The organism is Stenotrophomonas sp. B2 (assembly GCF_014947095.1).
Taxonomy (GTDB): Bacteria; Pseudomonadota; Gammaproteobacteria; order Xanthomonadales; family Xanthomonadaceae; genus Stenotrophomonas; species Stenotrophomonas maltophilia_P.
In genome coordinates this window covers 57923-84423 of sequence record NZ_JADCQA010000001.1, presented here as the reverse complement: position 1 = coordinate 84423, position 26501 = coordinate 57923, and the positions used below count along the sequence as shown (strand labels likewise).

The 26501-nt window shown below is 66.8% G+C and carries 25 protein-coding genes, 5 tRNA genes and 1 pseudogene; 15 read left to right on the top strand and 16 right to left on the bottom strand.

Annotation, left to right across the window (positions count from 1 at the left end):
- Positions 1-26: 26 nt before the first annotated feature.
- The 3 genes from csrA to IMX13_RS00420 all read left to right on the top strand — a co-directional run bounded on the left by csrA (position 27) and on the right by IMX13_RS00420 (position 1500).
- Entirely contained in the window at positions 27-230 is a 204-nt protein-coding gene (gene csrA / locus IMX13_RS00430; RefSeq protein WP_053520007.1) for a carbon storage regulator CsrA, read from the top strand.
- A gap of 77 nt (positions 231-307) precedes the next feature.
- A tRNA-Ser gene (locus IMX13_RS00425) sits at positions 308-400 on the top strand.
- 179 nt (positions 401-579) lie between these two features.
- Entirely contained in the window at positions 580-1500 is a 921-nt protein-coding gene (locus tag IMX13_RS00420; protein ID WP_193395533.1) for a hypothetical protein, read from the top strand.
- A gap of 66 nt (positions 1501-1566) precedes the next feature.
- Here IMX13_RS00420 and IMX13_RS00415 read toward each other — a convergent pair whose 3' ends face one another.
- Together IMX13_RS00415 and IMX13_RS00410 are read right to left on the bottom strand one after the other, a co-directional pair.
- Positions 1567-3675 (bottom strand): phospholipase C, phosphocholine-specific, encoded by a 2109-nt coding sequence (locus IMX13_RS00415; RefSeq protein ID WP_193395532.1) that lies wholly within the window; start codon positions 3673-3675, stop codon positions 1567-1569.
- 8 nt (positions 3676-3683) lie between these two features.
- A complete protein-coding gene (locus IMX13_RS00410) occupies positions 3684-6062 on the bottom strand; it encodes a TonB-dependent receptor (protein ID WP_193395531.1) in 2379 nt (792 codons plus the stop codon).
- A 225-nt stretch (positions 6063-6287) separates the two neighbouring features.
- On the opposite strand from IMX13_RS00410, the gene IMX13_RS00405 reads away from it, so the two are divergent.
- Positions 6288-7433 (top strand): alpha/beta fold hydrolase, encoded by a 1146-nt coding sequence (locus tag IMX13_RS00405; protein ID WP_180876655.1) that lies wholly within the window; start codon positions 6288-6290, stop codon positions 7431-7433.
- A 7-nt stretch (positions 7434-7440) separates the two neighbouring features.
- On the opposite strand, the gene IMX13_RS00400 is transcribed toward IMX13_RS00405, so the two are convergent.
- Complete coding sequence (locus IMX13_RS00400) at positions 7441-8580, bottom strand: MFS transporter (protein WP_193395530.1); 1140 nt, start codon at positions 8578-8580, stop codon at positions 7441-7443.
- 206 nt (positions 8581-8786) lie between these two features.
- On the opposite strand from IMX13_RS00400, the gene IMX13_RS18970 reads away from it, so the two are divergent.
- Positions 8787-8909 carry a hypothetical protein gene (locus tag IMX13_RS18970; protein ID WP_262917636.1) on the top strand — a complete coding sequence of 41 codons (123 nt, stop codon included), beginning with the start codon at positions 8787-8789 and terminating at the stop codon, positions 8907-8909.
- A 45-nt stretch (positions 8910-8954) separates the two neighbouring features.
- On the opposite strand, the gene IMX13_RS00390 is transcribed toward IMX13_RS18970, so the two are convergent.
- Positions 8955-9656 carry a pirin family protein gene (locus tag IMX13_RS00390; RefSeq protein WP_053520377.1) on the bottom strand — a complete coding sequence of 234 codons (702 nt, stop codon included), beginning with the start codon at positions 9654-9656 and terminating at the stop codon, positions 8955-8957.
- A gap of 139 nt (positions 9657-9795) precedes the next feature.
- On the opposite strand from IMX13_RS00390, the gene IMX13_RS00385 reads away from it, so the two are divergent.
- Positions 9796-10716, top strand: a complete 921-nt coding sequence (locus tag IMX13_RS00385; protein WP_053520376.1) for a LysR family transcriptional regulator — start codon at positions 9796-9798, stop codon at positions 10714-10716.
- Positions 10717-11027: 311 nt separating this feature from the next.
- On the opposite strand, the gene IMX13_RS00380 is transcribed toward IMX13_RS00385, so the two are convergent.
- The 10 genes and pseudogenes from IMX13_RS00380 to IMX13_RS00335 all read right to left on the bottom strand — a co-directional run bounded on the left by IMX13_RS00380 (position 11028) and on the right by IMX13_RS00335 (position 16956).
- Positions 11028-11104: transfer RNA gene (locus IMX13_RS00380), tRNA-Arg, on the bottom strand.
- A gap of 32 nt (positions 11105-11136) precedes the next feature.
- Positions 11137-11213: transfer RNA gene (locus IMX13_RS00375), tRNA-Arg, on the bottom strand.
- A gap of 58 nt (positions 11214-11271) precedes the next feature.
- Positions 11272-11348 (bottom strand) — tRNA-Arg (locus tag IMX13_RS00370).
- Positions 11339-12266: pseudogene (locus IMX13_RS00365) on the bottom strand (alpha/beta fold hydrolase). The gene IMX13_RS00370 and the pseudogene IMX13_RS00365 overlap by 10 nt, the downstream one beginning before the upstream one ends.
- Positions 12263-13072, bottom strand: a complete 810-nt coding sequence (gene thiD, locus IMX13_RS00360) for a bifunctional hydroxymethylpyrimidine kinase/phosphomethylpyrimidine kinase (protein ID WP_065174940.1) — start codon at positions 13070-13072, stop codon at positions 12263-12265. The pseudogene IMX13_RS00365 and the gene thiD overlap by 4 nt, the downstream one beginning before the upstream one ends.
- 97 nt (positions 13073-13169) lie before the next feature.
- Positions 13170-13838, bottom strand: a complete 669-nt coding sequence (locus IMX13_RS00355) for a YoaK family protein (RefSeq protein ID WP_053517265.1) — start codon at positions 13836-13838, stop codon at positions 13170-13172.
- Positions 13839-13849: 11 nt separating this feature from the next.
- Entirely contained in the window at positions 13850-14356 is a 507-nt protein-coding gene (locus tag IMX13_RS00350; RefSeq protein WP_053517266.1) for a hypothetical protein, read from the bottom strand.
- Positions 14353-15753, bottom strand: coding sequence for a PhoH family protein (locus tag IMX13_RS00345; RefSeq protein ID WP_065181271.1), 1401 nt, complete (start codon positions 15751-15753; stop codon positions 14353-14355). Before IMX13_RS00345 ends, IMX13_RS00350 begins: the two co-directional genes overlap by 4 nt.
- An 81-nt stretch (positions 15754-15834) precedes the next feature.
- Positions 15835-16314 carry a peroxiredoxin gene (locus IMX13_RS00340; protein ID WP_065174941.1) on the bottom strand — a complete coding sequence of 160 codons (480 nt, stop codon included), beginning with the start codon at positions 16312-16314 and terminating at the stop codon, positions 15835-15837.
- A gap of 81 nt (positions 16315-16395) precedes the next feature.
- Positions 16396-16956 carry a glycine cleavage system protein R gene (locus IMX13_RS00335; RefSeq protein WP_025879444.1) on the bottom strand — a complete coding sequence of 187 codons (561 nt, stop codon included), beginning with the start codon at positions 16954-16956 and terminating at the stop codon, positions 16396-16398.
- 164 nt (positions 16957-17120) lie between these two features.
- Here IMX13_RS00335 and dapA point away from each other — a divergent pair, with 164 nt between their 5' ends.
- Both dapA and IMX13_RS00325 read left to right on the top strand, forming a co-directional pair.
- Positions 17121-18014, top strand: a complete 894-nt coding sequence (gene dapA, locus IMX13_RS00330) for a 4-hydroxy-tetrahydrodipicolinate synthase (protein ID WP_053517270.1) — start codon at positions 17121-17123, stop codon at positions 18012-18014.
- A gap of 32 nt (positions 18015-18046) precedes the next feature.
- Positions 18047-18565 (top strand): hypothetical protein, encoded by a 519-nt coding sequence (locus tag IMX13_RS00325; protein ID WP_065174942.1) that lies wholly within the window; start codon positions 18047-18049, stop codon positions 18563-18565.
- A 122-nt stretch (positions 18566-18687) separates the two neighbouring features.
- On the opposite strand, the gene fdxA is transcribed toward IMX13_RS00325, so the two are convergent.
- On the bottom strand, positions 18688-19011 hold the full coding sequence (gene fdxA / locus IMX13_RS00320) for a ferredoxin FdxA (protein ID WP_049411316.1): 324 nt from the start codon (positions 19009-19011) through the stop codon (positions 18688-18690).
- A gap of 192 nt (positions 19012-19203) precedes the next feature.
- On the opposite strand from fdxA, the gene IMX13_RS00315 reads away from it, so the two are divergent.
- Positions 19204-20625, top strand: coding sequence for a sugar porter family MFS transporter (locus IMX13_RS00315; RefSeq protein ID WP_053517272.1), 1422 nt, complete (start codon positions 19204-19206; stop codon positions 20623-20625).
- A 173-nt stretch (positions 20626-20798) separates the two neighbouring features.
- On the opposite strand, the gene IMX13_RS00310 is transcribed toward IMX13_RS00315, so the two are convergent.
- Positions 20799-20873: transfer RNA gene (locus IMX13_RS00310), tRNA-Glu, on the bottom strand.
- Between the two features lie 52 nt (positions 20874-20925).
- Between IMX13_RS00310 and pcnB the strand changes: the two genes are divergently transcribed.
- From pcnB to pgi, 6 genes are all read left to right on the top strand, one after another.
- Positions 20926-22305 carry a polynucleotide adenylyltransferase PcnB gene (gene pcnB, locus IMX13_RS00305; RefSeq protein WP_065181273.1) on the top strand — a complete coding sequence of 460 codons (1380 nt, stop codon included), beginning with the start codon at positions 20926-20928 and terminating at the stop codon, positions 22303-22305.
- A gap of 3 nt (positions 22306-22308) precedes the next feature.
- Positions 22309-22794: a 2-amino-4-hydroxy-6-hydroxymethyldihydropteridine diphosphokinase gene (gene folK, locus IMX13_RS00300; RefSeq protein WP_193395528.1), complete on the top strand. Its 486-nt coding sequence runs from the start codon at positions 22309-22311 to the stop codon at positions 22792-22794.
- 34 nt (positions 22795-22828) lie between these two features.
- Positions 22829-23644 carry a 3-methyl-2-oxobutanoate hydroxymethyltransferase gene (gene panB, locus IMX13_RS00295; RefSeq protein ID WP_053517276.1) on the top strand — a complete coding sequence of 272 codons (816 nt, stop codon included), beginning with the start codon at positions 22829-22831 and terminating at the stop codon, positions 23642-23644.
- Positions 23641-24480 (top strand): pantoate--beta-alanine ligase, encoded by an 840-nt coding sequence (gene panC, locus IMX13_RS00290; protein WP_193395527.1) that lies wholly within the window; start codon positions 23641-23643, stop codon positions 24478-24480. The genes panB and panC overlap by 4 nt, the downstream gene beginning before the upstream one ends.
- 119 nt (positions 24481-24599) lie before the next feature.
- The gene (gene panD / locus IMX13_RS00285; RefSeq protein ID WP_053517331.1) at positions 24600-24980 is read left to right on the top strand and encodes an aspartate 1-decarboxylase; all 381 of its coding nucleotides are present in this window, start codon (positions 24600-24602) and stop codon (positions 24978-24980) included.
- Positions 24977-26488, top strand: a complete 1512-nt coding sequence (pgi, locus tag IMX13_RS00280; protein ID WP_193395526.1) for a glucose-6-phosphate isomerase — start codon at positions 24977-24979, stop codon at positions 26486-26488. Before panD ends, pgi begins: the two co-directional genes overlap by 4 nt.
- Positions 26489-26501: the final 13 nt, after the last annotated feature.

Here is a 26501-nt window from a genome sequence, read left to right as displayed (position 1 = left end):
ACACGGTTCCATGGAGACTTACAAAAATGTTGATCCTGACTCGCCGCGTCGGCGAAACCTTGATGATCGGTGACTCGGTGAGCGTCACCGTGCTCGGCGTCAAGGGTAACCAGGTACGTATCGGCATCACTGCGCCGAAGGACGTCGCTGTGCATCGCGAAGAGATCTACCAGCGCATCCAGCGTGGTGACGAAGCCGGCAGCGCCGGTGGTGAAAATTCTGCGGAATAAGGCTTTACCTTCGCGCGTGATTAACGTTATGATTCACGCCCCGCTGAGGTGCGACGCACCCCTGCGGTGAAATCCCCGGAGTGATGCCCGAGTGGCCGAAGGGGCTCCCCTGCTAAGGGAGTATAGGGTCAAAAGCTCTATCGAGGGTTCGAATCCCTCTCACTCCGCCAGATACTCAGAAAAGCCCCTGGAGACAGGGGCTTTTTTGTGGCCGGAATTCTCCCGTGCAGCACGTTGCCCATCACCTGCAGGAATCGAGTCTGCGCTGATTGCTGGACTTGGATTGCAGGTTCTGATGTGCTGAGCCGGTACGCCGACGGATCGGCGATCGATGGGACGGGAAGTGCGGATGCAGATTTCCTTGAAGCGCGCTCTGATCGTGGGCGGCGTGGCAGTTGTCGTGTTGACCGGCGGTTATGTCCTGTGGGGCCGCGCGGATTCCATGCCGCAGGCGATTGCGGCGCACGCGCCTCACACGCAAGGCCGCACTGACGTCGCACCCGTGCCCTCAAAGCAGCATCGTGCCGCTGCGCGAACGGGTCCACAGCCGCCGAATCCCCAGGTCTTCCGCCGGGTAGGTCCGAAGGCATACGAGATTGCCGGCAACCGTGAGCGGCGGCCGCCGGGCGATGCGCTTGAGTACATGAGGGTGATGAAGCAGCGTTCCGACGCCGGTGATGCGGATGCGAGCTATCTGATGGAGTTGACGGTGCGCGAGTGCAGGAACCTGATCAAGCATGATCCGGTCGCGTCATTCGATTTCCTTCGTAATGCAGGCATGACGCCGGATCCTGCCTCGTTGGTCAATGATGAGCGTCGTCTGGGCGAGTGTGCGTCCCTGGTAGCTGCGCCTGCCTTCTATCATGGAGCATGGCTTGCCAGGGCCGCCTCGCAGGGTTCAATCGAAGCCAAGCTGCTTTACGCGGCCGATCCCGAGAACGTCATCGGCCCTCCGTCGGAGTGGCTTGCGAATCCGGAATCCCTGGTCAGATGGCGGGAGAGTGCGATGCGCCATCTCCATGATGCTGCGGCAACGGGAAGCCTCGATGCGGTCAGTCACCTGTCCAGCGCGTACGACAAGGGAAGAATCACCGCCTACGATGGCGTGAATGCCTATGCATATGCCTTGGCCGCTGCCAAGGCAAATCCGGCACATATGCCGGCGAGGAGCCTGCAGGAGTTGCAGGCGAAGTTGAGCCCTGCGCAGCGCGAGGCTGCGCGCGAGCGGGCGACGCAGGTGTACGCGGACTGCTGCATCGCAGATCAATGACGCGCAGTCCCGATTCCGTCGGTTTCGATGGGGCAGGACGCGGCCTGCCGCGTTTCGTCCTCGACCTCAATCGTGCTGGAACCGCAAGGGTTCACTGCCCATCGCCGGATCGCTGGTGCCGGGGCGGCCATCCTCGACGCGCCCTGCCAGGCGCAGCGCACCGCTTCCAGCGCTGACATGCAGGTCGTACCACCCTGCGGTAGGCGCTGCATCCCAGGCCAGTGATGTTTCCGAGCGCGCGGCAATGTCCAGCGTCTGGTCCGGCATGTGCCCGGCATAGGCGCCTCCCTGCACGCGGACCCGGCAGGGCTCATCGCCTGGATTACGCAGACGCAGGCGAAGCTGGCCATCGGCGCGCTCCATCTCCGCCAGCAACATCGGGGAGGTGGCATCGCCGCGGAAGTGGCGATGGAATCCATTGGGGCCCAGCAGCCACAGGTCGAAGCGGCCATCGGCAGCAAGTGGCCAGCGCGCCTGCACGGGCGTGCCCGGCACCAGCGTGTAACGCCTCGGAATCGCGTCCAGGCGCAGCCGGTCGTAGACATGCAGTACCGCTGCCGCTCCTTCGCAGGCCAGCTGCAGATCGATGCTTCCGGCGGCCAATGCGGTGATCCGGGCCTGCGGCCGATAGGGCAGGGCGCGTGCCGGTCTTACCCCGGCTTCCTGGCGTGCAGGGTGCAACCCCTCCGGCAGTGCAGGCACGGTCCGGCCCGGCAGGGCCGCCGCGCGCGCGGCCACCGCATCGACGTCAGGCAACGCTTGCACGAAGGGGCGGGTATCGCGCTGGGCGAAATCGAACGCGTGGGTCAGATCGCCACAGACCGCGCGCCGCCACGGCGAGATGCCCGGTGCGGGCACACCGAAGCGGCGTTCGATCAGGCGCAGTACCGAGGTGTGGTCATACACCTGCGAATCGACCCAGCCGCCCCGGCTCCAGGGCGAGATCACATACAACGGCACGCGTGGGCCCAGTCCATAGGGGCGGCCACGCAGCTCGGCGGCGTCGTACTTCTCGTCGCCAGGCGCAGGATGCCGATGGTATTCGCCTTCGGTGCCGACCGACGATGCGCCGGCCCAGCCATCCGCCAGCGGTGAAGGCGGGGCGGGCGGCGGCACGTGGTCGAAGAAGCCGTCGTTCTCGTCGAACATCAACAGCAGGGCGGTACGACTCCAGACCTCCGGGTCGGCGGTCAGCGCGTCGAGCACGCGCGCGGTGTAGGCCGCGCCCTGCGCCGGGCTGGAGGGGCCGGGATGTTCGCTGCCGGCAGCGTCGGCGATGATGAAGCTGACCTGTGGCAACTGCCCATCGACCACATCCTGGCGCAGCTGTGCCAGCCCGCGCGTGCTGACCCCGCGTGCGCGAAGTTGTGGATCGTGGCCCGGTGCAGCGCGGTACGCCTGCCGGAAGGTCTCGAATCCGGCCAGCGGGTTGTCGGTGAAGTTGTCGGCCATGTCCTGGTAGATCTGCCAGGACACCCCTGCCTGCTGCAGCTGCTCGACGTAGCTGGCCCACTGGTAGGACGCCGGATGGCCGCCGTGCTCCGGGAAGTTGTCGTGGGAGTTGGCGATCACCGGGCCGCCGGCGCGGGCAAAGGGATCGTTGTGGCCGGTCCACAGGAACACCCGGTTCGGGTTGGTGCCGGCCTGGATCGCGCAGTGATAGGCATCGCAGACGGTGAAGGCATCGGCGAGTGCGAACTGGAAGGGCAGGTCGCTGCGCTGGAAGTAGCCCATGGAGTGATTCTGCTTGGCTTTGGGCCACTGCCCCATGCGCCCATGGTCCCAGGCACGCTGCGCGTCAGGCCAGGTGTGCGGCGTGCCTTCGACGCGCATGTAGCCGAAGTGCGCGGCGGTATCCAGCGGGAACGGTGCGATCGCGCGGCTGCCGCTGGCATCGGGTTGCAGCCACAGGGTGCGCGCAGCGCCACCGCCCGCCAGGGGGGCGGCGGGGGCCACGAAACGATCACCGAATCCGCGCACGCCCGGCAGGGTGCCGAAGTAGTGATCGAACGAGCGGTTCTCCTGCATGAACACCACGATGTGCTGCAGGTCCTGCAGGCTGCGGGTGCGTGCATCGGGGGCGATCGCGGCGGCCCGGGCGATGCTCGGCAGCAGCGGTGAAAGGCCGGCGGCAAGGCCGGCCTGCAACAGTCGGCGACGGCCGATATCGGTCACGGGTTCACTCACAGGTCCACGCGGAAGGAGATGCCGACGGTGCGCGGAGCGCCGATGAAGGCGCTGTCGCGGCCGTCGACACCTGCAAGATACCGCTTGTCGGTGAGATTGCTCACCACCAGGTTCGCACCCATGCCCTTCAGGCGTGGCGACAGGCCCTGCAGATCGAAGCCGATGTTGGCATTGAACACCGTGGCCGAGGGCAGTCTGCTGGCGTTGGCAGCATCGAGGTAGCGCGTTCCCAGGTAGCGGCCTGACAGGCCGAAGTTCCAGTTCTCGCCCTGCCAGTCAGCCGAGACCACCAGGATCTGCTCGGGCTGGCCGATCACCTTGGCGCCATCGACGATGCCCAGCTGGGCGTCACGCGCGGAATCGCCGCTGCCGAGGTACTTCGAGCGGTTGTAGGTATAGGCCGCGTTGATCCGCCAGCCGTTGTCCCAGCCGTATCCGAGCGCCGCTTCCAGGCCATTGCTCTCCACGCCCCCGAAGTTCTCGTAGACGCCGTCGGTCTCGCCCAGGTAGTCGATGCCGCTGACGAAACCGGCCGGCAGGTAGACGATGCGGTTGTCGAACTTGATGTTGTACAGGGTGACCGAGGCGGTCAACGGCCAGCGGCTGATGCGCATGCCGAGTTCGATGTTGTCGGCGGTCTCCGGCTCGACGTTGCGGAAGCGCTGCGGATCGGTCTCGCCCAGCACGCCGGAGGGGATGGCCGCGAAGTTCTGCGAGAAGCCTGCGAACAGTTCCATGCCCTGAACACCGGGTGCCCAGGTGAAGCCGGTGGACAGCAGCGGATCGGACTTTGAATCGGACGTGACGTTCTCGGCGGCGCCGATCACACGCCGGCGGGACTGGTCCACGAAGAACTGCTTCACGCCCAGGCGCGCGCTGAAGGGGCCGAAGCGGGCCACGTCCTCGATGTAGTACATCTGCTCATCGACCTTGTACCGGTCTTCGAACTGGACCCAGTACGGCTGGTGATCGAAGGCGATGTCCTGCCCGACGTTGAGCAGCCGGTGCCAGTCGCGGCGTGCGGAGCGGTCCAGCTTTTCCACCCACAGGCCACCGCGGACCGTGTTGTCGATGCTGCCGAAGGTCTGCCGCCACTCGACGTCGGCAGTGACGCCCATGCGGTCGTTGTCGTAGTGGGTGTGGCGGTAGGACTGGGCGCCGAGCACATTGCCGGCGTAGCAGCCCGGATCATACTCGGCCGTGAAGCCCAGCCGCGGCGTGCAGGTGGCCAGACGCTGGGCGGCGCTGCCATCGGGATTGACGAAGTAGATCTGGCCCCGGTTGCTGCCGCCGTACACGGTGCTGCCGCCGGTGTACTCCGACTCGGGGCGACCGCTGCCATCGTCGCTGACCTGCGCCAGGTACGGCGGCAGCCAGTCGCCGCGACCCTGCATGCGATGACCGTAGGCCGCCATCGAGGCCTTGAAGCCGTTGCCACCGTCGAAGGCGGCGCGCAGGTAACCGAAGGTGTTCTCGCGCAGGGCACGGGAACCGGAACGGAAATTCTGATCCAGATAGGGAATGCCGGTCAGGGTGCCGACCAGGTTGTCGCGGTCCGGATTGGTGGCGAAGCCCTGAGGCGAGACGCTGGTGTATTCCGGTTCGTCGGCATCGTTGTAGGACAGATAGCCGGTGAGTGTCCAGCGGTCCAGTTCGGTGACGAACTTGCCGGCGATATGGTCGTTGCGGGTGCGGCCGCTGCCGTCGATCCAATCGTGCACGCGCGCCGAGGATGCACTGACCCAGGCACGGGTGTGGCCGCCAAGCACGCCGGTGTCATAGCGCACGTAGTACTTGCGCGCTTCATTGTCACCGGCACCGACGACGAAGCGCAGCCGGCTGTCCTGCAGCGGATCGCCGGTGAGGAAGTTCAGGGTGCCGCCCAGCGCCTCGTTCGAGCGCGAGGAGATGTCAGCCGTGCCCTGGCTGACCTCCACCGTTTCCAGGTCCAGGGTGTCGATGTAGCGATTGGCCAGGGAGCCACCGCCGTAGCCCGAGCCACCATTGGGCAGGCCATCGATGGTGGTGCCGATCTGCTGCGTATCGCGGTTGGTGACGAAGCCGCGCATGCTGATCTGCGTGCCCCACACCGACGAACCGGTGGCATCGGCCTCGCTGACGACCACGCCGGGCACTTCGTTGAGCGCGTCGTTGACGCTGCTCATCACCAGCTGCCGGTTGAGTGTTTCCGTGCGCACCGCAGTCTTGGCGTAACTGGTTGCCTGGCCGATCACCTGGACCTGGTCCAGCGTGCGGGCGTCGCTGCGACGTGTCGTGTCACCCTCTCCCTGCGGTGCTTCGGCGAGGGCGTCCAGTGTGGGCGCGATCAGCAGGGCAAGCAACGAGATACGGGGAATACGCGCATGCGTTGGCATCGAAACCGGACCTTCACGAGTGGGGGAAGCCCCGGAGTGTCGGCAGCGGCAGTGACGTGACAGTGACGTGCAGATGCAGCCTTCATTGCACCGGCGGCGCGGGAGGCGCCCTGCACCAAGCTGAATCGATGCTGCGCTGTCATCAAGCCGTCATCGAACCGCGATAGATGGCAAGCGCGGTGCCCGCTAGGCTGCCACGCTGTCGCATTTCTTCCCTGATCGCCCATGAAGCGCCCGCTGCTGCTGTTGCTGGCGTGCGCCGGCCTGTGGCTGGCTGCATGCTCTTCCTCGATGAATGCCGCATCCACCTCGCTCGCCGACCGCCTGGTCGCGCCGGGCGGCGTGTCGACGCTGCTTGACCAGCCGCGCATCGCTGCGGCCATTGCCGGGATTCCCAATCGCCATGGTTTCGCGCCGGGCCGTGATGGCGTGCCGATCTTCTGGCGCGTGTTCGATCCGGGCGACTACGGCGCCCGCTATCGCTATCTGCCGCAGCGCCATGAGAATGGCCTGCCACTGGACACCGGACTCAGCCTGTCGGTGCCGCAGCCGTTCCGGGCACAGGCGCCGCGTGGCACCGTGGTGCTCCTGCACGGCTGGATGATGAACGGCGATTCGATGCTGCCGTGGTCATTGCAGCTGGCCGGATCGGGCTATCGCGTGGTCACGCTCGACCTGCGCAACCACGGTCAGTCCGGGGCTGGACCCTCCGGCTATGGCACCTACGAATCGGACGACGTGGTCGATGTGATCGCTGAGCTGCGCGCACGCGGCGAAGTCACCGGGCCCCTGTATCTGTTCGGCGTGTCCTATGGCGCGGCGACGGCGGTGTTCACCGCTGAAAAGCTCGGTGACCAGGTTGCCGGCGTCGTCGCGATGGAGTCGTTCGCCAATGCCGGCGTAGCCATCCGCACGATGATTCCGCACCTGATGGCGCTGCAGCCGGAAGGGTGGAAGGCACAGGCCGTGGCCTCATATGCGCGGTGGCGTTATGGCGGACAGGACATCGACCAGGTGATTGCTGCGGCCAGCCGCCGCATCGATGTCGATCTTGACCATGTGGATGTGGCTCGCGCGCTGGCCGACACGCGCGCCTGCGTGCTGCTGCTGCACGGGCAGGGCGACCAGCACATTCCTGTGAGCCAGGGGCGCGAACTCGCGCAGGCCAACCCGCGGGCGCACTACATCGAGATGCGCGGCGAGGACCATATCACCCTGCCGCTGCGGCTGGATCTGTTGGCCGGTGTGGTCGACGACTGGATGGCGCGCGACGAACGGCACCCCCCGTCCACCTGCCCGGCGCCGCAGCTGCCGGCACAGGCCGAGTGGCTGGTGCACGATGTGCCGGCAGCGGAGCCGGCACGCGGTTGATGCATCGTCAGGACAGCCGGCGCGCTAGTGCCGGCGCCGACAGCGCGACACCGATCAGCAGTGCCGCCACGCAGAGGAACGCGAAGCCCAGGCTGCTGGCATGGGCCAGTGCGCCGATCGCGGCCGGGCCGGCGAGAATGCCCGCATAGCCGAGTGTGGTGACCGCCGTGATGGCGATGTTCTCGGGCATCGCGCGCTGCTGTCCCGCCATCGAGAACAGTGCCGGCACGATGTTGGCGCAGCCCAGGCCGACCAGCGCATGGCCCGCAAGGGCAACCGGCAACGATGGCACCAGGGTGGCCACGGCAAAGCCGGCCGCAGCGGTGATGCCGCCGATGACAAGGGTGCGGGTGCGGCCGAGACGCTCGACGATGCCATCGCCGAACAGGCGCATGGCTGTCATCGCCAGAGTGAACACCGCGAAGCCCGCGCCGGCCTGGTCGCGAGGCACCTGCCGTACCTCGGCCAGGAACACGGCGCTCCAGTCCAGCATCGAGCCTTCGGCGAGAAACACCACGAATGCCAGCACGCCGATGAACAGCACCACGCCATGTGGCAGTGCCAGCAAGGGGCCTTCGTGCAGGATCCGTTGCGGACGCCAGTGCGGTGCCGACAGCACAGCTACCAGCAGCAGTGCCGCCGCCGCGAGCAGCGCGGCCAGCCAGAGCGGTGTGCCCAGGATCAGCAGACCGGTCATGCAGCCGGCGCCGACAAAGCCACCGATGCTGTAGAAGGCGTGGAAGCCGGACATCATCACCCGGCCGGCTTCGCGTTCGACGGCCACTGCCTGCATGTTCATCGTGCAGTCCATCGCACCCACGCCCGCGCCGAACACGAACAGGGCCGCACCGAGCACGAAGGGCGAAGGCGGCCCCGCCAGCAGCGGCAGTGCCAGCAGCACGAGTGCACAGGTGACCACCAGCAGCCGACGGCAGCCGAAGCGACCGGTCAGCGCACCGGCCAGCGGCATGGCCAGCAGTGAGCCCAGCCCGAGGCACAGCAGCACGGCGCCCAGACCGGCGTCGGACAGCCCTGCCTGGGCCTTGGCGAAGGGCACCATCGGTGCCCACGCGGCGGTGGCGAAGCCGGGAATGAAGAAGGCGGCGCGGGTGGCGTGCTGCTGGGCACGCGGGGAAGAAGGCGTCATGCGCGGTAGGAAGCTCCAGTGAACCGTCATGGAAGCGATTTCATGGCGGTTCGGCAAGTGCCAACGGAGGGGGGGCGACATGCATACGATTGCAGCGCGCCAAGGACGAGGCGGCATCGAACCCCGCCCCGCCCCGCACCGCGACGGTGATCTGTGGCCGCGTATGGACAGACCCCACGAGAGCTTCTGTTCAGAACCCGCAGATGATGGCCGATCGGATCCAGCCCCGGCGTCTTCTGCAACTGGATGCGAGCCATGCTTCGCTGGCGTCGAAACCGGCCGAGGTGACTGCGTTGATTCTGGAGGCCTGCGCCGCCGTCGGCGGTTGAGGCCAGAGGTCGCCCGCGGTACCGGTCGGCACCGCGGGCGTGACTTCACAGCGGCAGGTCGAACACCAGCACTTCGGCGTCGTTGCCGTTCTCCAGCGTCAGCTGCGCTTCGTCGCTGATCTGCAGCGCATCACCGGCTTCCAGGGTGATGCCGTTGACCTGCAGCTGGCCACGGGCGACCTGCACATAGGCACCGCGTCCGCTGCCCAGGGCGTGGTGCAGCTTGTGGCTGCCGTCGAGCAGGGTGGCGAAGATGCGGGCATCCTGGTGGATGCGCAGCGAACCATCTGCACCGTCGGGCGAGGCGATCAGGCGCAGCTGGTTGCGCTTGCTGTCCGGCGTGAAGTGGGTTTCCTCATACGACGGGGTGATGTTCTCCGTGTCCGGGAAGATCCAGATCTGCAGGAAATGCACGGGTTCGGTGGCCGAGTGGTTGAACTCGCTGTGGCTGACGCCGCTGCCGGCGCTCATGCGCTGCACATCGCCGTAGCGCAGTACCGAACCGGTGCCCATCGAGTCCTTGTGTTCCAGTGCGCCGCCCAGCACGTAGGAGACGATCTCCATGTTGCTGTGGCTGTGGGTGCCGAAGCCCTGGCCGCCGATCACCTTGTCCTCGTTGATCACCCGCAGCGGACCGAAGCTGACATAGCGCGGATCGTAGTAGTTGGCGAACGAGAAGGTGTGGCGCGAGGACAGCCAGCCATGTTCGGCCAGGCCACGGGTAGCACTCTTGCGGATCTGCAGCATGGGATATCTCCTTGTTCGATGTTTTCGATGGGGCGGGGCAGGGCATTGATCGCCGTGTTTCCCTGTTGGAGAGAAGTATCCGCTTGCGCCGGTGCTTTGAAAAACGGATAGTTTTGAAAGCCATCATCGAAAAATTCGAATGCTCAAGCTCAGCCTCGAAGCCCTGCAGATCCTGGACGCCATCGATCGCCGCGGTTCGTTTGCGGGCGCCGGCAAGGCCCTGCACAAGGTGCCGTCCACCATTTCCTACACCGTGGCCAAGCTGGAAGAGGATCTTGGCGTGCAGCTGTTCGACCGGGTGGGCCCGCGTGCGGAGCCGACCGAGGCCGGTCGCGCGCTGCTGGATGAGGGCCGGCATCTGCTCCGTGCGGCCCGCGAACTGGAACTGCGGGTGCGCCGGGTGGCCTCCGGCTGGGAAACCGAACTGACCCTGGCAGTGGATTCGGTGTTTCCCACCTGGCTGCTGGGTCCGGACATCGCCGCATTTCGCGGCGCTGAGGCGCCGACCCGCCTGCGCTTGATCGGCGAGGCGCTGTCCGGCACCTGGGAGGCGCTGCTGGACCGGCGTGCCGATCTGCTGGTGGGCGCGCCGGGCGAGGGGCCGAGCGGTGGTGGCTACGTGGTCGAGCCGTTGGGTACGGTCGAGTTCGTGTTCGCGGTTGCCCCGGATCATCCCTTGGCGGCAGTGCCGGGCGTGCTGGGACGTGAGCAGCTGGTCGAGCACTGTGCGATCGCGGTGTCCGATTCGGCGCGGCGCTTGCTGCCCCGTACGGTTGGCCTGCTGATGGGGCAGGAGATGCTGACAGTGCCCGACATGGCCAGCAAGCTGAAACTGCAATGCGAGGGCGTGGGCTTCGGCTTTCTGCCCGAGCCGTGCGCGCGCGCGGCCGTGGCACGAGGCGAACTGGTTATCCGTGAGGTCGAGGAACACAAGCCGGAGGAGACCTTCTGGTTGGCCTGGCGGACCGGTGAGGATGGCGCGGCATTGCGCTGGTGGCGCGAGCGCCTGCGCAGGCCGGAGCTGCTGTCGCAGTGGTGGCAGGCAATGGCCGGGGGATAGGTGTGCGGCAGGGCTGCGCCCTGCACCCGCTACGGGCGGGAACACGGCAACAGCAGCAGCCACGGCCGAAGCGGGTTTGCCGGGGCAGGACGGGGCGGGTCCGGTTGCGGGAGACGCCGTAAACCCGTCCCTGGGGGCTTGGCCGCGGCATTCATGCCGCGGACACTCCCGCAACCGGACCCACCCCGCTATCCCACGGAATGCGCGCTGTTGCTGTTGCTCCGGCTTTGGCTTCGGCGGGTGCAGGGCGCAGCCCTGCCGAAGAACACACATAAAAAAACAGCAGGCCGAGGCCTGCTGTTTCGGTGTAATGGTGCGCCCGGAGAGATTCGAACTCCCGACCGCCTGGTTCGTAGCCAGGTACTCTATCCAACTGAGCTACGGGCGCCAATTACATAAACCTGTTGTGTTGATCGTGTATGGTGCGCCCGGAGAGATTCGAACTCCCGACCGCCTGGTTCGTAGCCAGGTACTCTATCCAACTGAGCTACGGGCGCGCGGTACACAATCAAATTTTACTTCATTTCCAGCGGCGGATGCCGGAAACCTGTCGAGTGGTGCGCCCGGAGAGATTCGAACTCCCGACCGCCTGGTTCGTAGCCAGGTACTCTATCCAACTGAGCTACGGGCGCCCTGCGACAGGAGCGGAATTATGCGGATGTCGGCGCGTACCGTCAACCGTTTTTGTGAAGATTTTCATCCAGCTGAATGAAAAATTGGTGGGCGACCGCCTGTGGCGCCTTCATCCACGCGAAGTGGTCGGCACGCGTGCCCAGTTCCCCGTCGGACAGCACATGCAGGTGTGATGCCACATTCGGCAGTTTGTCCAGCAACGCCTGCATCGAACCGGTCGGTGCCAGCCAGTCGTGTTCCATCACCACGGCCTGCGCGCTGCCATGCACGCGTGCCATCTGCGCATCGAGATCCTCGGTCATGCCCGCGGCTGCGTAATGGTTGCTCAGGCCCACCCGCGACCAGTCGGCAATCAGGCCGCGTGCTTCGGTGCCCCCAAAGCCCAGGCGCCGGCCGTGCAGCACGCCCTGGCGGCGGGCGATCCAGGGGAGGAAGCGGTACACCAGCGGCAGAAGCCATCCGCGCGGAGGCGGAAACGTACGCCAGAACGGCGTGCCACTGGCGGCCAGCCACAGGTGCTCGAAGTGCTGCGGTTGCCGTCCTGCATGCACGCAGGCCAGCTGCCCACCCAGGCTGTGCCCACCGATGATCCAGGGCAGCACGCCTTCGCCGGCATCGGCGTTGGCGAGCAAAGCCTGGCTGGCAGGCAGGTCCTGCTCGAGCACTTCACGATAGCCCCAGTCCTGCGTGCGCGAAGGGCGCAGTGAACTGCTGCCGTTGCCACGCCACTCGTGCAGGTAGACCGCGATGCCTTTCGCAGCCAGGGCCTGTGCCAGTGGCAGGTAGTGGCGCGCGGCCACGCCCAGTGCGGGGAGCCATAGCAGCCGCGCCAGCGGCTGCTCGGGTACGCAGGCCATCACCTCGAAGCGATGGCCGTCGCCGCATTCCACGGCCAGTGTCCGTGATGGCAGGCTCATGCGTGGGGCGCTGCGCCGAAATGATCCAGCACGCGCACATCGCTGCGCCCCGGCATGTAGCCCAGTTGCAGCCCGCGTGCCACGTAGTCGATCGATGCTTCGCAGGCGTTGGCCAGGCTCAGGCCATTGCACAGTTGCGCGGCGATGGCCGAGGCCAGTGTGCAGCCGGTGCCGTGGGCATCCAGCGGCAGGCGCGCGTGACTGAATTCCTCGCTGCTGACGCCATCGAAGTAGCGATCGATCACCCGGTTGCCCTCGTGCAGGTGGCCGCCCTTGAGCAGCACCGCGCCGGCCCCGAGATCCAGCAGTGCCGACGCGGCCCGCTCGGCGTCGTCTCCATCGCCGATCGTGCGGCCCACCAGCAGTTCTGCCTCCGGTGTGTTGGGAGTGACCAGCGTGGCCAGCGGAAGCAGACGCTCGCGCATTGCCTGCAGCGCGCTGTCTTCCAGCAGGCGCGCGCCACTGGTGGCGACCATCACCGGATCCAGCACCACATGTGCGGGCCGGTGACGCTGCAGCGCATCGGCCACGGCGTGGATCACCTGGGCATTGGCCAGCATGCCCAGCTTCACCGCGTGGATGTCGAAATCATCGAAGCACGCGTCGAGCTGCGCGCGCAGGAATTCGATTGGCGGCACATGCACGGCGGTGACACCGCGGGTGTTCTGCGCGGTCAATGCGGCGATCGCGGAGAGGCCATGCACGCGGTGTGCGGCGAAGGCCTTCAGGTCGGCCTGGATGCCGGCGCCTCCGCCGGAGTCGGAGCCGGCGATGGTAAGGGCGGAAACGGGAGTGGTCGGGCTCATGCGGCGATTGTGCCGTGGTCACCGGGATGGGGGTAGTGCCGGCTACGCGCTGCCGGCAGGGGCGGACGCCTCATGCTGCGCGTGCGTGCGGCGACGCTCAGTACCGCCAGCGTACCCATTGCTGGTACAGCACATAGACCAGCCCGGTCGCGCCGGTCAGCAGCGCGGGGGCAAGCAGGGCATCGTACTGCCAGCGCAGGAACAGCCACGCACCCATCACGCCACCGGCCAGGAAGCCGCTGATGATCAGTCCGCTGAGCGTCAGCCGCCGCACCTGCAGCGGCAGCCCGCGCAACAGATGGCCCAGGCCGATGCCAAGATCGGTGAACATGCCGCTGAGGTGGGTGGTCCGTATCACCGCGCCGCTGAAGGTGGTGGCCATCGCGTTCTGCAACCCGCAGGCCATCGCTGCCGACAACGCGCCCCAGATCTGCTGCTGCTTGAACAAGGGAATGGCGGCCAGCAACAGCGCCGATTCCAGTGCCAGAGCGACGCCATAGCGCCGGCCGAGCTGCAGTGCGCTGTCCTGGATCAGCAGCCCGCTGAGCATCGCACCCAGCGAAAAAGCGATCAGCAGGCCCCACAGGTGCCCGACCGCGCGCCAGTCGCCCTGCGCCAGTGCCATGCCGAGCTGGCTGGTACTACCGGTCATGTGGCTGACGGCCTGATGCTCGAAGCCTAGAAACCCGACCACGTTGACCATGCCGGCCACGCACGACAGCGCTACGGCACCGATCCAGACCCAGGTGGGAAGGCGTATGCCCATCGGCGCGACCCTCAGGGACCGCCGAGACCGCCGTTGAACTGCAGCTCGCTGAACGCACCGGTGGCCGGGTCGAACACCGCGCCCCAGAACTGCTTGCCACCATCGCAGACGCGGATGGCCTCGCGCGCCGGCTTGATGCCGCTGTCGTCAGGCAGGCGGAACGCATTGATGTAGATCAGGCGCTTGCCGGCGCTTTCGATGCCGACGTACTGGCGGTCGAAGTCCAGTACGTCGGGCACCTGCGCCTGCAGCGAAGGCAGTGCGGCTTCCAGCTGGTCCACCTGTTGCCGGCTGGGGGCCCAGTAGCCGGTGACGCGGCCGGCATCCCGGCCCGGGCTGTGCCGTGAGCAGGTGTCGAGCACCTGCGCGGCGACGATCGGCCGGGTGACCACCCACGACTGGCCGGTGCGTTCGGCGGTCGGCACGCTGGCCGGCCCGCGGGTGGTGGTGCAGGCACCAAGGACGGCTGCGAGGGTGATCGCAGCCGTCGGCAGCAGCAGACGGGCAGAACGGTTCACAGCACCTCCGAAGCGTAATCGGCCAGCCGCGAGCGTTCGCCACGGCGCAGGGTGATGTGCGCACTGTGCGGCCAGTTCTTGAAGCGGTCCACCGCGTAGGTCAGGCCGGATGTCGTCTCGGTCAGGTACGGGGTGTCGATCTGCTCGACGTTGCCCAGGCAGACGATCTTGGTGCCGGGACCGGCACGGGTGATCAGCGTCTTCATCTGCTTCGGGGTGAGGTTCTGCGCCTCGTCCAGGATCAGATAGCGCGACAGGAAGGTGCGGCCGCGCATGAAGTTCATCGAGCGGATCTTGATGCGGCTGGCCAGCAGATCGTTGGTTGCCTGGCGTCCCCAGGTTCCGCCTTCCTGGTTGTGCGTGAGCACTTCCAGGTTGTCGGTCAGCGCGCCCATCCACGGTGTCATCTTCTCTTCCTCGGTGCCCGGCAGGAAGCCGATGTCCTCGCCGACGCTGACGGTGGCCCGGGTCATGATGATCTCGCGGTAGCGCTGCTGGTCCATCGTCTGTGCCAGCCCCGCGGCCAGTGCCAGCAGGGTCTTGCCGGTGCCGGCGGTGCCGAGCAGGGTGACGAAGTCGATCTCCGGATCCATCAGTGCATTGAGCGCGAAGTTCTGTTCGCGGTTGCGCGCGCTGATGCCCCACACGGCATGGCTGCCGTGGCGGAAATCATCAACCAGCGACAGCACCACCTTGCCATCGCCGACCACGCGGCTGACGCGAAGCTCCACCTCGTCCTCGCCCGGCAGGTAGACGTACTGGTTCGGGTACCACTCCTCGTCGTCCCTGGCCAGGATCTCGTAATGGGTGCGGCCCTTGTCGCTCCAGCTGCGCAGGTCGTCGCCATGGAGCTTCCAGAAATCCTCCGGCAGCTCGGTGGCGCCGGTGTAGAGCAGGCTGAAATCGTCCAGTGCGCGGTCGTTTTCGTAATCTTCCGAAACGATGCCGGCGATGGCCGCCTTGATCCGCAGGTTGATGTCCTTGGAGACGAACACCACCGGGATCTCCGGGGTCTGCTCCTTCAGCGCCAGGATGGCACCGAGGATGGCATTGTCCGGGATGACCTGGCCGAAGCTCTTGCCGGCGTCGAAATGACTGGTCTGGAAACGCAGCTTGCCGGCGCTGTGCTTGCCACGCAGCTGCAGGCCCTGTGGGCGCTGCAGCGGAATGCCGTCGGCCAGATTGTCCAGGCCGGAGGCCTGCACCAGCTCGTTGAGGAAGCGGCTGACCTGGCGGGCGTTGCGGCTTGCCTCGGACGTGCCCTTCTTGCCGTTGTCCAGCTCCTCGATCACCTGCATCGGCAGGTAGACGTCATGCTCCTCGAATTTGAACAGCGCGGTCGGATCGTGCATCAGCACGTTGGTATCCAGCACGTAGATGCGCTTGCCTCGGGTCATCGTCGATTCCTGGTTACGGACAGGGAAAAACCACCACGACCTGCGGGGCAGGGTGATGGCGGACAAAGTGGGCGATGGGAATCACTTGGATTGGGCGGCCTTCAGTTCGGCAAGCACGGCGTCGGCATGGCCGGCGACCTTGACCTTGCGCCAGGACTGCGCGATGCGGCTGTCGGGAGAAATCAGGAAGGTGCTGCGCTCGATGCCACGTACCTGCTTGCCGTACATGTTCTTCATCCGGATCACATCGAAGGCGTTGCACAGCGCTTCGTCGCCATCGCTGACCAGCGGGAACGCGAAGCCCTGTTTGGCACAGAAGTTGTCGTGTGATTTCACCGAGTCACGGGAGACGCCGAGTACGGTGGCGCCGGCCTTGCGGAACTCCGGCAGCAGCGCGTTGAAGTCGATGCCTTCGGTGGTGCACCCCGGGGTGCTGTCCTTGGGGTAGAAGTACAGCACCAGCCATTGGCCCGCGAGGTCGCCGAGGGTGGTGTGTTCGCCGCCTGACAGGGCCAGCGGGAGCGAGAGGGTGGTGCGGTCCAGGGTATCGCCGTTGTTCATGAGGTCCTTGGTTCCGGAGCCTGGGGTATTTCTACGACAGTTGCATGAAACGCCGCGCGCCCGTGACGAACGCGCGAAAAATCAGAACTTCATCGGATCCATGATCGCGTCCAGGTTCAGGTGGTCGCAGAATTCGAGGAAATCATCGCGCAGGGCGGCGATGTGCATGTTGGCCGGCACGCCGATGGTGACCTGCGCGCTGAACATTTCCGCACCGGTCTGCATGGCGCGATAGCGCGTGCTCTGCAGGGTCTCGATGGTGATGCCCTGGCGGTCGAAGAAGTCGGCCAGCTGGAACAGGATGCCCGGCTTGTCAGCGGCGATCACTTCAACGATGTACGGCAGCAGATTGGACTGCGCCTGCTTGGCCTCGGTGCGGTACCAGACCAGTTTCAGGCCTTCCTCGCGCTCGAGCCGGGTCAGCATCGCTTCCAGCTTGGCGACCGAGTCCCACGACCCGGTGGCCAGCGCGGTGACCGATACGTCGCGGCCAACCGTGGCCAGGCGCGCGTCCACCAGATTGCAGCCGCTGTCGGCAATGCGTCGGGTGACGGACAGCAGTGGGGACTCCGGATGCGTCGTATAGGCGTTGATCAGGAGGTGGTTTTCGCTCGGCGCGGGGCGCGGGGTGGTGTCGGTCAAGGCGATTCCGGGTAATGCATGCGTGAGTCTGAATGCCCGCCAGAGGCGGGGATCCACCGGAGTGCAGCATACTTGCCCGTGCTTTCGCGCCGCAAGTAACATTCAAGTCGCCCCCGCCCTTTCGTGGCGGGCGTTTTCCCTTCCCAGCCAAGAGCAGCACGTCCTTGTCCCTTTCCGGCCTCATCACCGCGCTGGCGACCCCGTTCCGGGCCGACGGTGCCCTCGATCCCGACGGTTGGCAGCGCCTGCTGCATCTGCAACTGGAAGGTGGCGTCCATGGCGTTGTCGTCGCCGGCTCGACCGGCGAAGCGGCGACGCTGTCCGATGCCGAGTACGACCAGCTGCTGGCCAGTGCGGTCGAACGCATCGGCGGACGCATCCCGGTCCTGGCCGGTACCGGCCTGTCCGGCACCGCCAAGACCATCGAACAGACCCGTCGCGCTGCCGCGCAGGGTGCCAGTCACGCTCTGGTGGTGACACCGCCTTACGTGCGTCCGACGCAGGCCGGGCTGATCGCGCACTACCGGGCCGTGGCCGACCACGGCGGGTTGCCCGTGGTGCTGTACAACGTACCCGGGCGCACCGGATGCGACATGCTGCCGGAGACCGTGGCCGAGCTGGCGGATCATCCGAACATTGTCGGCATCAAGGAGGCCGTCGGCGACATCGGGCGCGTGAAGGCCCTGCTGGCGCTGCGCAGTTCCAGGTTCGCCGTGCTCAGTGGCGACGACGGCACGGCTGCGCGCTCGATCCAGGCCGGCATCGACGGGCTGATCTCGGTCGGCTCCAACGCGCTGCCTGGTGCGTACCGCCGGATGTGCGAGCTGGCTGCCGCCCACGACCATGACGCCACCGCATCCTGGGACGCGCGCCTGCAGCCGTACCACGATTTCTGCGGTATCGAATCCAACCCGATTCCGGTCAAGGCGCTGCTGCGCCGCATCGGCATCGGCCACGACCTGCGCCTGCCGCTGCTGCCACTGTCGGCAGCGCATCATCCGGCAGCCGATCATCTGGCCGGCGACATCGCCGCGCTTGAAGCCCTTTCCAGCCACTGACCTTCCGTCTTGGTCTGATCCAGGAGATCCACATGCGTCAATCCGTTTCCGCCGTCCGCGTGCTGTCCTTCGCGCTCATCGCCCTCACCACGGTCGTGACCACCACCGGCTGCTTCAAGCGCGGTGCCAAGGGCGACTACGCCCTGGCCCCGGAGATGCGTCCGCTGGAAGTGCCGCCGGACCTGAACCTGCCGTCCGCGTCGGGCGAGAACCAGGTGCCGAGGCTGGCCTCGACCACCGCCCCGGCTGCTGTGGCCGCTCCGGCTGCCCCGGCCGTGGGCAATACCGGTTTCACCATTCCGGGCAGCAAGGACGAGGCGTTCGCCAAGGTCGGCACCGCGCTGGAAGGCGTGCAGGGCGTGACCATCGCCAGCCGTGCCCAGCTGCTGGGCTCCTACGACGTGGCCTATGAAGGCAGTAACTTCCTGGTGCGCGTGGTGGCCGTCGATGCCGGCGCTTATGTCTCTGCGGTCGATCCGCGTGGTCTGCCGGCGACCGCCGAGGCCCCGGTGAAGCTGATTGCCGCACTGAAGGCCGCGCTGGCGAAGTAAGGAACCGCCGGCAGCTGCGGACCGGGCCACGCGCCCGGGTTCGGCCGGGCAGGGTCTGGCGTTGCCGGAACAGGAAAAGGGCGCCCATGGCGCCCTTTTTCATGGCGGCGGGTGCTGGCGCCTCAGCGCTCGAGCAGCTTCAGTTTGTCCGGTTTGCCATCCCACTCACCGGCGTCCGCCGGCGGGTCCTTGCGCACGGTCAGTACCGGCCAGGCCTTGGCCAGTTCGGCATTGAGGGCGACGAAGCCCTCCTGTCCGGCGGGGACATCGTCCTCGGGGAAGATCGCGTTGACCGGGCACTCCGGCTCGCAGAGGGTGCAGTCGATGCACTCATCCGGGTCGATCACCAGGAAGTTCGGGCCTTCGTGGAAGCAATCCACGGGGCACACTTCCACGCAATCGGTGTGCTTGCACTTGATGCAGTTTTCGGTGACGACAAAGGGCATGGGCTTGGGGGTGGATCGATTCCTGAACCCGCCAATTCTAGAACAGGTTGCCCCCCGGTGTCGGCGCGGGCCTGAAAAGGGGGATCTGCCGGGCTCGAGGGCACGGCCCATTGGCGATGGGGCGGCGCCTGTGCGAGGCTGCGCGCTGCTGGCTGCCGTGGCAGCCGGACTGTCCTCCCTCCTGGAATGCCCATGTCCCCAGCTCAGCCTGCCGCCGCCGATGGTGGAGAGAACACCGCGTTCATCGTCCTGATCAGCTGCGTGGCCACCTTGGGAGGCTTCCTGTTCGGATTCGACAGTGGCGTGATCAACGGCACGGTTGATGGCCTGCGGCAGGCCTTCAACTCCAGCGAGGCGGCCCTGGGCTTCGAGGTTGCCTCGATGCTGCTGGGCTGCGCGATCGGCGCGTTTCTCGCCGGCTGGCTGGGCGACCGCCTGGGCCGACGCGGCGTGCTGATCGTGGCGGCGGTGCTGTTCCTGCTGTCGGCGCTGGGTGCGGGCGCCGCGCACGCCTCCTGGCTGTTCGTGACCGCTCGCGTGCTGGGCGGCTTTGCCGTCGGTGCGGCCAGCGTGATGTCGCCGGCCTACATCGCCGAGGTCGCTTCCGCACGCTACCGGGGCCGCCTGGCGACGGTGCAGCAGATGGCGATCATCTGCGGCCTGTTCGCCGCTTTCCTCAGCAACTACCTGCTGGCCCGTGCGGCAGGCACCTCCACCGAGCCGCTGTGGTTCGGGCAGGAGGCCTGGCGCTGGATGTTCTGGATGCAGGCGCTGCCGTCGGCGCTGTTCCTGTTGCTGCTGCTGGTGATTCCGGAAAGCCCGCGCTTCCTGGTGGTGAAGGGGCGCCAGGCGCAGGCCAGGGCGGTTCTGTCGCGGCTGTACGGCGACGCCGCGGCGGCCGCCAAACAGGCGGAGATCGAGGCCAGCCTGGACCAGGACCAGCACAAGCCGCGCTTCGGCGACCTGCTGGACAAGGGCACCGGCAGGCTTCGCCCGATCATCTGGGTGGGCATCGGCCTGGCGATGTTCCAGCAGCTGGTCGGCATCAACGTGGTGTTCTACTACGGCGCGGTCCTGTGGCAGGCCGTCGGCTTCTCGGAAAGCGATGCGCTGCTGATCAACGTTCTTTCCGGTGCGCTGAGCATCGGCGCCTGCCTGTTGACGGTGATGCTGATCGATCGGATCGGGCGCAAGCCGCTGTTGTGGGTCGGTTCGGTCGGCATGTCGGTTGCCCTGGTGCTGATGGTGGTGGCATTCGCCAGCGGCAGCCTGGTCGAAGGGCGCCTGCACCTGTCCGATGGCATGGGCCGGCTGGCGCTGGTGGCGGCCAACGTCTATGTGGTGTTCTTCAACATGTCCTGGGGCCCGGTGATGTGGGTCATGCTGGGCGAGATGTTCCCGAACCAGATCCGCGGCCCGGCGCTCGCGGTGGCCGGTGCGGCGCAGTGGACGTCGAACTTCGCCATCACCGTGACCTTCCCGCTGCTGCTGGCGGGTATCGGCCTGGCCGGTGCCTATGGCATCTACACGGTTGCAGCGATCCTCTCGATCTTCTTCGTCGTCCGCTACGTCCGCGAGACCAAGGGCAAGGAGCTGGAGCAGATGGAAGGCTGATGGCGCCGCCCTGGTTTCCAGCGCCTTCCTGTTCCGTGGCGGCGGCAGGCCAGCCGCTCCAGGACAGGCAGGGGCGGCTCGCCCCCGAGGCGACCCGCTCGACGCAACAGGCAAACCCCGGGAAACAGAAAAGCCCGCACGAGGCGGGCTTTTTCGGTTCCTGCTGTGGCGACTGGCGCTCCCTAGGGGACTCGAACCCCTGTTTTAGCCTTGAGAGGGCCACGTCCTAACCACTAGACGAAGGGAGCGTATATGTGTCGCTGCCGAGGCAGGAGCGCTAGTATATGCACCTCGATGCCATTGGGCAATCCCGAAACTTCAACCGGAAGCGCCAACATCATTTCTCCTGCTCCATCACCGTTCAGCCTGCGCGTCATCCCGCGCGACCAGCACACCATTTCCCGCAAGGACATCAGCCCGAACGCCCTGCGCGTGCTTTATCGCCTGCGCGATGCCGGCTTCGGCGCCTACCTTGTCGGCGGCGCGGTGCGCGACCTGCTGGTCAATGGCCAACCCAAGGATTTCGACGTGGCCACCGATGCCACGCCCGAACAGGTCAAACAGCTGTTCCGCAACTGCCGCCTGATCGGCCGCCGATTCCGCCTGGCCCATGTGGTGTTCGGCCGCGAGATCATCGAAGTCGCCACCTTCCGCGCCAACGTCGATGACGGCAGCGGCGACCGCGAAATGGAAAACGGCATGCTCGTGCGCGACAACGTGTACGGCAGCATCGAAGACGACGCGGTGCGCCGCGACTTCACCTGCAATGCCCTGTACTACGCGATCGAGGATTTCTCGGTGCGCGACTACGTCGGAGGTTTCGAAGACGTCCAGGCGCGCCTGATGAAGCTGATCGGCGACCCCGAACAGCGCTATCGCGAGGACCCGGTGCGCATGCTGCGCGCGGTGCGCCTGGCGGCCAAGCTCGGCTTCCAGATCGAAGAGGGCACCGCCGCGCCGATCCCGCACCTGGCAGGCCTGCTGAACGAAGCCGCGCCCGCGCGGCTGTTCGAGGAAGTGCTGAAGCTGTTCCTGTCCGGCCACGGTGTTGCCAGTTTCGAAGGCCTGGAGCGCTACGGCCTGCTCGACGTCCTGTTCCCTGAAAGTGGCAGGGCGCTGAAGGCGAACCGCACCGGTGCACTGCGCCGCATGCTGGTCGAGGGCCTGGCCAATACCGATGCACGCGTGGCCAACGATGAGCCTGTCTCGCCCGCGTTCCTGTTCGCGCTGCTGCTGTGGCCGGCGTTCTGCCGGGCGCAGGCCACCCTGCTCAAGCAGGGCGTGGCGCCGGAAGAAGCGCAGCGTCGTGCTGCCGACCGCGTGACGGTGCAGCAGCTGAGCACCATCGCGCTGCCGCGCCGTTTCTCGCTGCCGATGCAGGAGATCTGGCTGTTGCAGTCGCGTTTCGGCTCGCGCCAGCGCAAGCGCGTGTTCCGCACGCTCACCCACCCGCGCTTCCGTGCAGCGTTCGATTTCCTGACGCTGCGCCAGGTCGCGTCGGCCGAACACGAGGCAGATGTGGCGTTCTGGCGTGAGGCGCAGGTGCAACCGGGCCGCGAGCTGGAATCCGCGCTGGATGCGATGCATGCCGAACCGGGCGACGAGGAAGAGGGCGCACCGCGCAAGCGCCGGCGCCGCCGTCGGCGCTCCGGTGCCACGGCCGGCAGCGCTGGCGAGTAAGCCGTGACGCTGGCCTGGATCGGCCTGGGCGCCAATCTTGGCGACGCGGCCGCGACCGTCCGTGCGGCGATTGCCGCGTTGGACGCGCTTCCTGACACGCGGCGCTCCCAGGCGTCGCGCCTGTATGCCACGCCGGCCTGGGGCAACGAGGATCAGCCGCCGTTCGTCAACGCGGTGGCGTCGGTGGAAACGCGCCTGCCGGCCTCCGGATTGCTGCGGGCGATGCTGGAGCTGGAGCGGCATTTCGGTCGCGTGCGCGATCCAGCCGTGCACTGGGGACCGCGGGCACTGGATCTGGACCTGCTGCTGTATGGCGCGCAGGTACTGGATGAACCGGGTCTGCAGGTGCCGCATCCCTACCTGCACGAGCGTGCCTTCGTGTTGGTGCCGCTGGCCGAGATCGCGCCGGATCTGGCCATCCCCGGCCATGGTCGCGTGCGGGATGCAGTGATGCGGGTGGATGCCTGCGGGATTGCGCCAATAGGGTGATAATGCCCGGGTTATCTCCCCCGGTTATCAGCACATGAGCACCCACGCAGACAGCAAGCCCTGGACCGTTCCCGCCTTGGCCGAGGCCAAGCGGAATGGCCAGAAGCTGGTCATGTTGACCGCCTACGACGCTGGCTTCGCCCGCACCTTCGACGCCAACGGCGTCGACCTGATCCTGATCGGTGATTCGCTGGGCATGGTCGTGCAGGGGCACGATTCCACCCTGCCGGTGACCGTGGCCGACATGGTCTATCACACCCGCGCCGTGGCCCGCGTGCTGCAGCGCGCGCTGCTGGTTGCCGATCTGCCGTTCGGTGCCGATGCAACCCCGGAACGCGCGCTCGATGCGTCGCTGCAGCTGCTGCAGGCAGGCGCGGAGATGGTCAAGATCGAGGGGGCCGGCTTCAAGGTCGATATCGTCCGTTACCTGGTCGAACGCGAGATTCCGGTCTGCTCGCATCTGGGCCTGACCCCGCAGTCGGTCCTGCGCCTGGGCGGGTTCAAGATCCAGGGCCGTGGCGATGCGGCCCGGCAGCTGGTGGAGGACGCCAGGGCCGTGGCCGACGCGGGCGCCAGCATCATCGTGCTGGAATGCGTGCCAACCCCGGTCGCGGCCGAGGTCACCGCTGCAGTGCCGGTGCCCACCATCGGCATCGGTGCCGGTCCGCAGTGCGATGGCCAGGTGCTGGTCCTGCATGACTTCCTGGGCCTGGACAGCGGCCATCGCCGACCGAAATTCGTCAAGGATTTCCTTGCCGAAGGGGGCTCGGTGGCTGGAGCCACCCGCGCCTACGCCGACGCCGTGCGTGACGGCAGCTTCCCCGACGAACAGCACGCTTACGCCCAATGATCCAGACCTTCAATGAGCTCGGCGCGTTGCGCGGGCAGATCGCCCAGTGGAAGCGCGAAGGCCTGCGCGTCGCGCTGGTGCCGACCATGGGCAACCTGCACGGTGGCCATCACGCGCTGGTGAGCCTGGCCCGCCAGTACGCCGACAGGGTGGTGGCCAGCATCTTCGTCAATCCGACCCAGTTCGGGCCCAACGAGGATTTCAGCCGGTATCCGCGCACGCCCGAGGCCGACCTCGCGGGGCTGGAGCAGGTCGGCTGCGATGCGGTGTGGCTGCCGAGCGTCGAGGCGATGTATCCGCTGGGCGTGGACAAGACCACGCGCATGCACGCGCCCGGCATCAGCGAGGTGCTGGAAGGTGCCAGCCGTCCGGGCCATTTCGATGGCGTCTGCACGGTGGTCGCCCGCCTGTTCCTGCAGGTGCAGCCGGACGTGGCTGTGTTCGGCCGCAAGGACTACCAGCAACTGGCGGTGATCCGCCAGATGGTGGCCGAGCTGTCGTTCCCGGTCCAGATCGTCGGTGCGGAGATCGTCCGTGATGACGATGGGCTGGCCAAGAGTTCGCGCAACCAGTATCTGAGCCCGGAACAGCGCCCCGTCGCGACGACCCTTCATCGGACCCTGCTGGCCATGCGCGAAGGCTATGTGGCTGGCCAACCGCGCGAGCGCATCGAGGCCGATGCCACCGCCGCGCTGCAGGCGGCTGGTTTCCAGGTCGACTACGCCGTGCTGCGCACGCCCGAGCTGGCCGAGCCGGCATTCGAGGGTGGCGGCCGGGTGGCGCTGATCGCCGCGCGGCTGGGCACGACCCGGCTGATCGACAACCTGGAGTTCTGAGTTCCGCTGTGATGGTGGCGCCGGGCCATGCCCGGCGCTACCTGAACGGTTTGCCGGTCGTGATGCCCCGCGTTGTGCGGGTGCTAGAATCCACGCTTTCCTCTGCGTTGTACCGTGCCATGCACCTGTCCCTGCTCAAGACCAAGATCCACCGCGCCACCGTCACCCACTCCGAGCTGAACTACGAAGGCTCGATCGCCATCGATGACAACCTGCTGGCTGCCACCGGTATCCGCGAGTTCGAGCAGGTCCACATCTGGGACGTGACCAACGGTGCGCGCTTCTCGACCTATGCGATCCGCGCCGAAGCCGGCAGCGGCATCGTCTCGCTCAATGGTGGCGCCGCGCGCCACGTGCAGGTCGGCGACATCATCATCATCGCCGCCTTCGCCAGCATGACCGAGCAGGAAGCGGACAGCTTCAAGCCGAAGCTGGTGTACGTGGATGGCAGCAACCAGATCACCCACACCAACGACACGATCCCGACCCAGGCCGCATGACAACGAACAACGGATTCGACTCGCTGCATTCCCACGCCCAGCGCCTGAAGGGCGCAAGCATCCCCAGCCTGCTCGCCGCCGAACCTGGCCGTGTGCAGGAGCTGGCGCTGCGGGTCGGTCCGTTGTACGTGAACTTTGCCCGGCAGAAGTACGACGCCGCGGCGCTGCAGGCGCTGCTGGCGCTGGCAGCAGAACGCGATGTCGGGGGCGCCATCAACCGCCTGATGCGCGGCGAGCAGGTCAACCTGACCGAAGGCCGCGCGGCGCTGCACACGGCGCTGCGTGGTGACGTGGTCGACGCGCCCGTGGCCGCCGATGCCCATGCCACTGCACGCGAAATCCGTCAGCGCATGGGAGCCCTCGTGCGTGCGCTGGAAGACAGCGGCGTGACCGACGTGGTGAGCGTCGGCATCGGGGGATCCGATCTTGGCCCGCGGCTGGTCGCCGATGCGCTGCGCCCGGTCAGCGGCGCGCGCCTGCGCGTGCATTTCGTATCGAACGTGGACGGCGCGGCCATGCAGCGCACGCTGGCCACGCTTGACCCGGCGCGCACCGCCGGCATCCTGATCTCCAAGACTTTCGGCACACAGGAAACCCTGCTCAACGGCCAGATCCTGCACGACTGGCTGGGTGGCAGTGAACGCCTGTATGCCGTCAGCGCCAATCCCGAGCGCGCAGCGAAGGCCTTCGCCATCGGCGCAGAGCGCGTGCTGCCGATGTGGGACTGGGTCGGTGGCCGTTACTCGCTGTGGTCGGCGGTCGGCTTCCCGATTGCGCTGGCGATCGGCTTCGAGCGTTTCGAACAGCTGCTGGAGGGTGCGGCGCAGATGGACGCGCACGCACTGGATGCACCGCTGGAGCGCAATCTGCCGGTGCTGCATGGCCTGACCGACATCTGGAACCGCAACCTGCTGGGCTGCGCCACCCATGCGGTGATGACCTACGACCAGCGCCTGGCGTTGCTGCCGGCCTATCTGCAGCAGCTGGTGATGGAAAGCCTGGGCAAGCGCGTGCAGCGTGATGGCCAGCCGGTGACCACCGATACCGTGCCGGTGTGGTGGGGCGGTGCGGGCACCGATGTGCAGCACAGTTTCTTCCAGGCGCTGCACCAGGGCACCAGCATCGTCCCGGCTGACTTCATCGGCTGTGTGCACAACGACGATCCCTATACCGTCAATCATCAGGCGCTGCTGGCCAACCTGCTGGCGCAGACCGAAGCGCTGGCCAACGGTCAGGGCAGCGACGATCCGCACCGCGACTACCCGGGCGGTCGTCCGAGTACGCTGATCCTGCTCGATGCACTGACGCCGCAGGCGCTGGGTGCGCTGATCGCCATGTACGAGCACGCGGTGTACGTGCAGTCGGTGATCTGGAACATCAACGCCTTCGACCAGTTCGGGGTCGAGCTGGGCAAGCAGCTGGCCAACCAGTTGCTGCCGGCATTGCAGGGCGAGGGCGTGGCGATCGCCGACCCGATGACCCGCGAGATCCTGGCGCAAATCCGGTAGCGCCGGGCCATGC

Coding starts and splice junctions, on each gene's coding strand:
- csrA (WP_053520007.1), top strand. CDS start 27: ATGTTGATCCTGACTCGCCGCGTCGGCGAAACCTTGATGATCGGTGAC.
- IMX13_RS00420 (WP_193395533.1), top strand. CDS start 580: ATGCAGATTTCCTTGAAGCGCGCTCTGATCGTGGGCGGCGTGGCAGTT.
- IMX13_RS00410 (WP_193395531.1), bottom strand. CDS start 6,062: ATGCCAACGCATGCGCGTATTCCCCGTATCTCGTTGCTTGCCCTGCTG.
- IMX13_RS00405 (WP_180876655.1), top strand. CDS start 6,288: ATGAAGCGCCCGCTGCTGCTGTTGCTGGCGTGCGCCGGCCTGTGGCTG.
- IMX13_RS00400 (WP_193395530.1), bottom strand. CDS start 8,580: ATGACGCCTTCTTCCCCGCGTGCCCAGCAGCACGCCACCCGCGCCGCC.
- IMX13_RS18970 (WP_262917636.1), top strand. CDS start 8,787: ATGGCCGATCGGATCCAGCCCCGGCGTCTTCTGCAACTGGATGCGAGC.
- IMX13_RS00390 (WP_053520377.1), bottom strand. CDS start 9,656: ATGCTGCAGATCCGCAAGAGTGCTACCCGTGGCCTGGCCGAACATGGC.
- IMX13_RS00385 (WP_053520376.1), top strand. CDS start 9,796: ATGCTCAAGCTCAGCCTCGAAGCCCTGCAGATCCTGGACGCCATCGAT.
- thiD (WP_065174940.1), bottom strand. CDS start 13,072: ATGAGCCCGACCACTCCCGTTTCCGCCCTTACCATCGCCGGCTCCGAC.
- IMX13_RS00355 (WP_053517265.1), bottom strand. CDS start 13,838: ATGGGCATACGCCTTCCCACCTGGGTCTGGATCGGTGCCGTAGCGCTG.
- IMX13_RS00345 (WP_065181271.1), bottom strand. CDS start 15,753: ATGACCCGAGGCAAGCGCATCTACGTGCTGGATACCAACGTGCTGATG.
- IMX13_RS00340 (WP_065174941.1), bottom strand. CDS start 16,314: ATGAACAACGGCGATACCCTGGACCGCACCACCCTCTCGCTCCCGCTG.
- IMX13_RS00325 (WP_065174942.1), top strand. CDS start 18,047: ATGCGTCAATCCGTTTCCGCCGTCCGCGTGCTGTCCTTCGCGCTCATC.
- fdxA (WP_049411316.1), bottom strand. CDS start 19,011: ATGCCCTTTGTCGTCACCGAAAACTGCATCAAGTGCAAGCACACCGAT.
- IMX13_RS00315 (WP_053517272.1), top strand. CDS start 19,204: ATGTCCCCAGCTCAGCCTGCCGCCGCCGATGGTGGAGAGAACACCGCG.
- panB (WP_053517276.1), top strand. CDS start 22,829: ATGAGCACCCACGCAGACAGCAAGCCCTGGACCGTTCCCGCCTTGGCC.
- panC (WP_193395527.1), top strand. CDS start 23,641: ATGATCCAGACCTTCAATGAGCTCGGCGCGTTGCGCGGGCAGATCGCC.
- panD (WP_053517331.1), top strand. CDS start 24,600: ATGCACCTGTCCCTGCTCAAGACCAAGATCCACCGCGCCACCGTCACC.
- pgi (WP_193395526.1), top strand. CDS start 24,977: ATGACAACGAACAACGGATTCGACTCGCTGCATTCCCACGCCCAGCGC.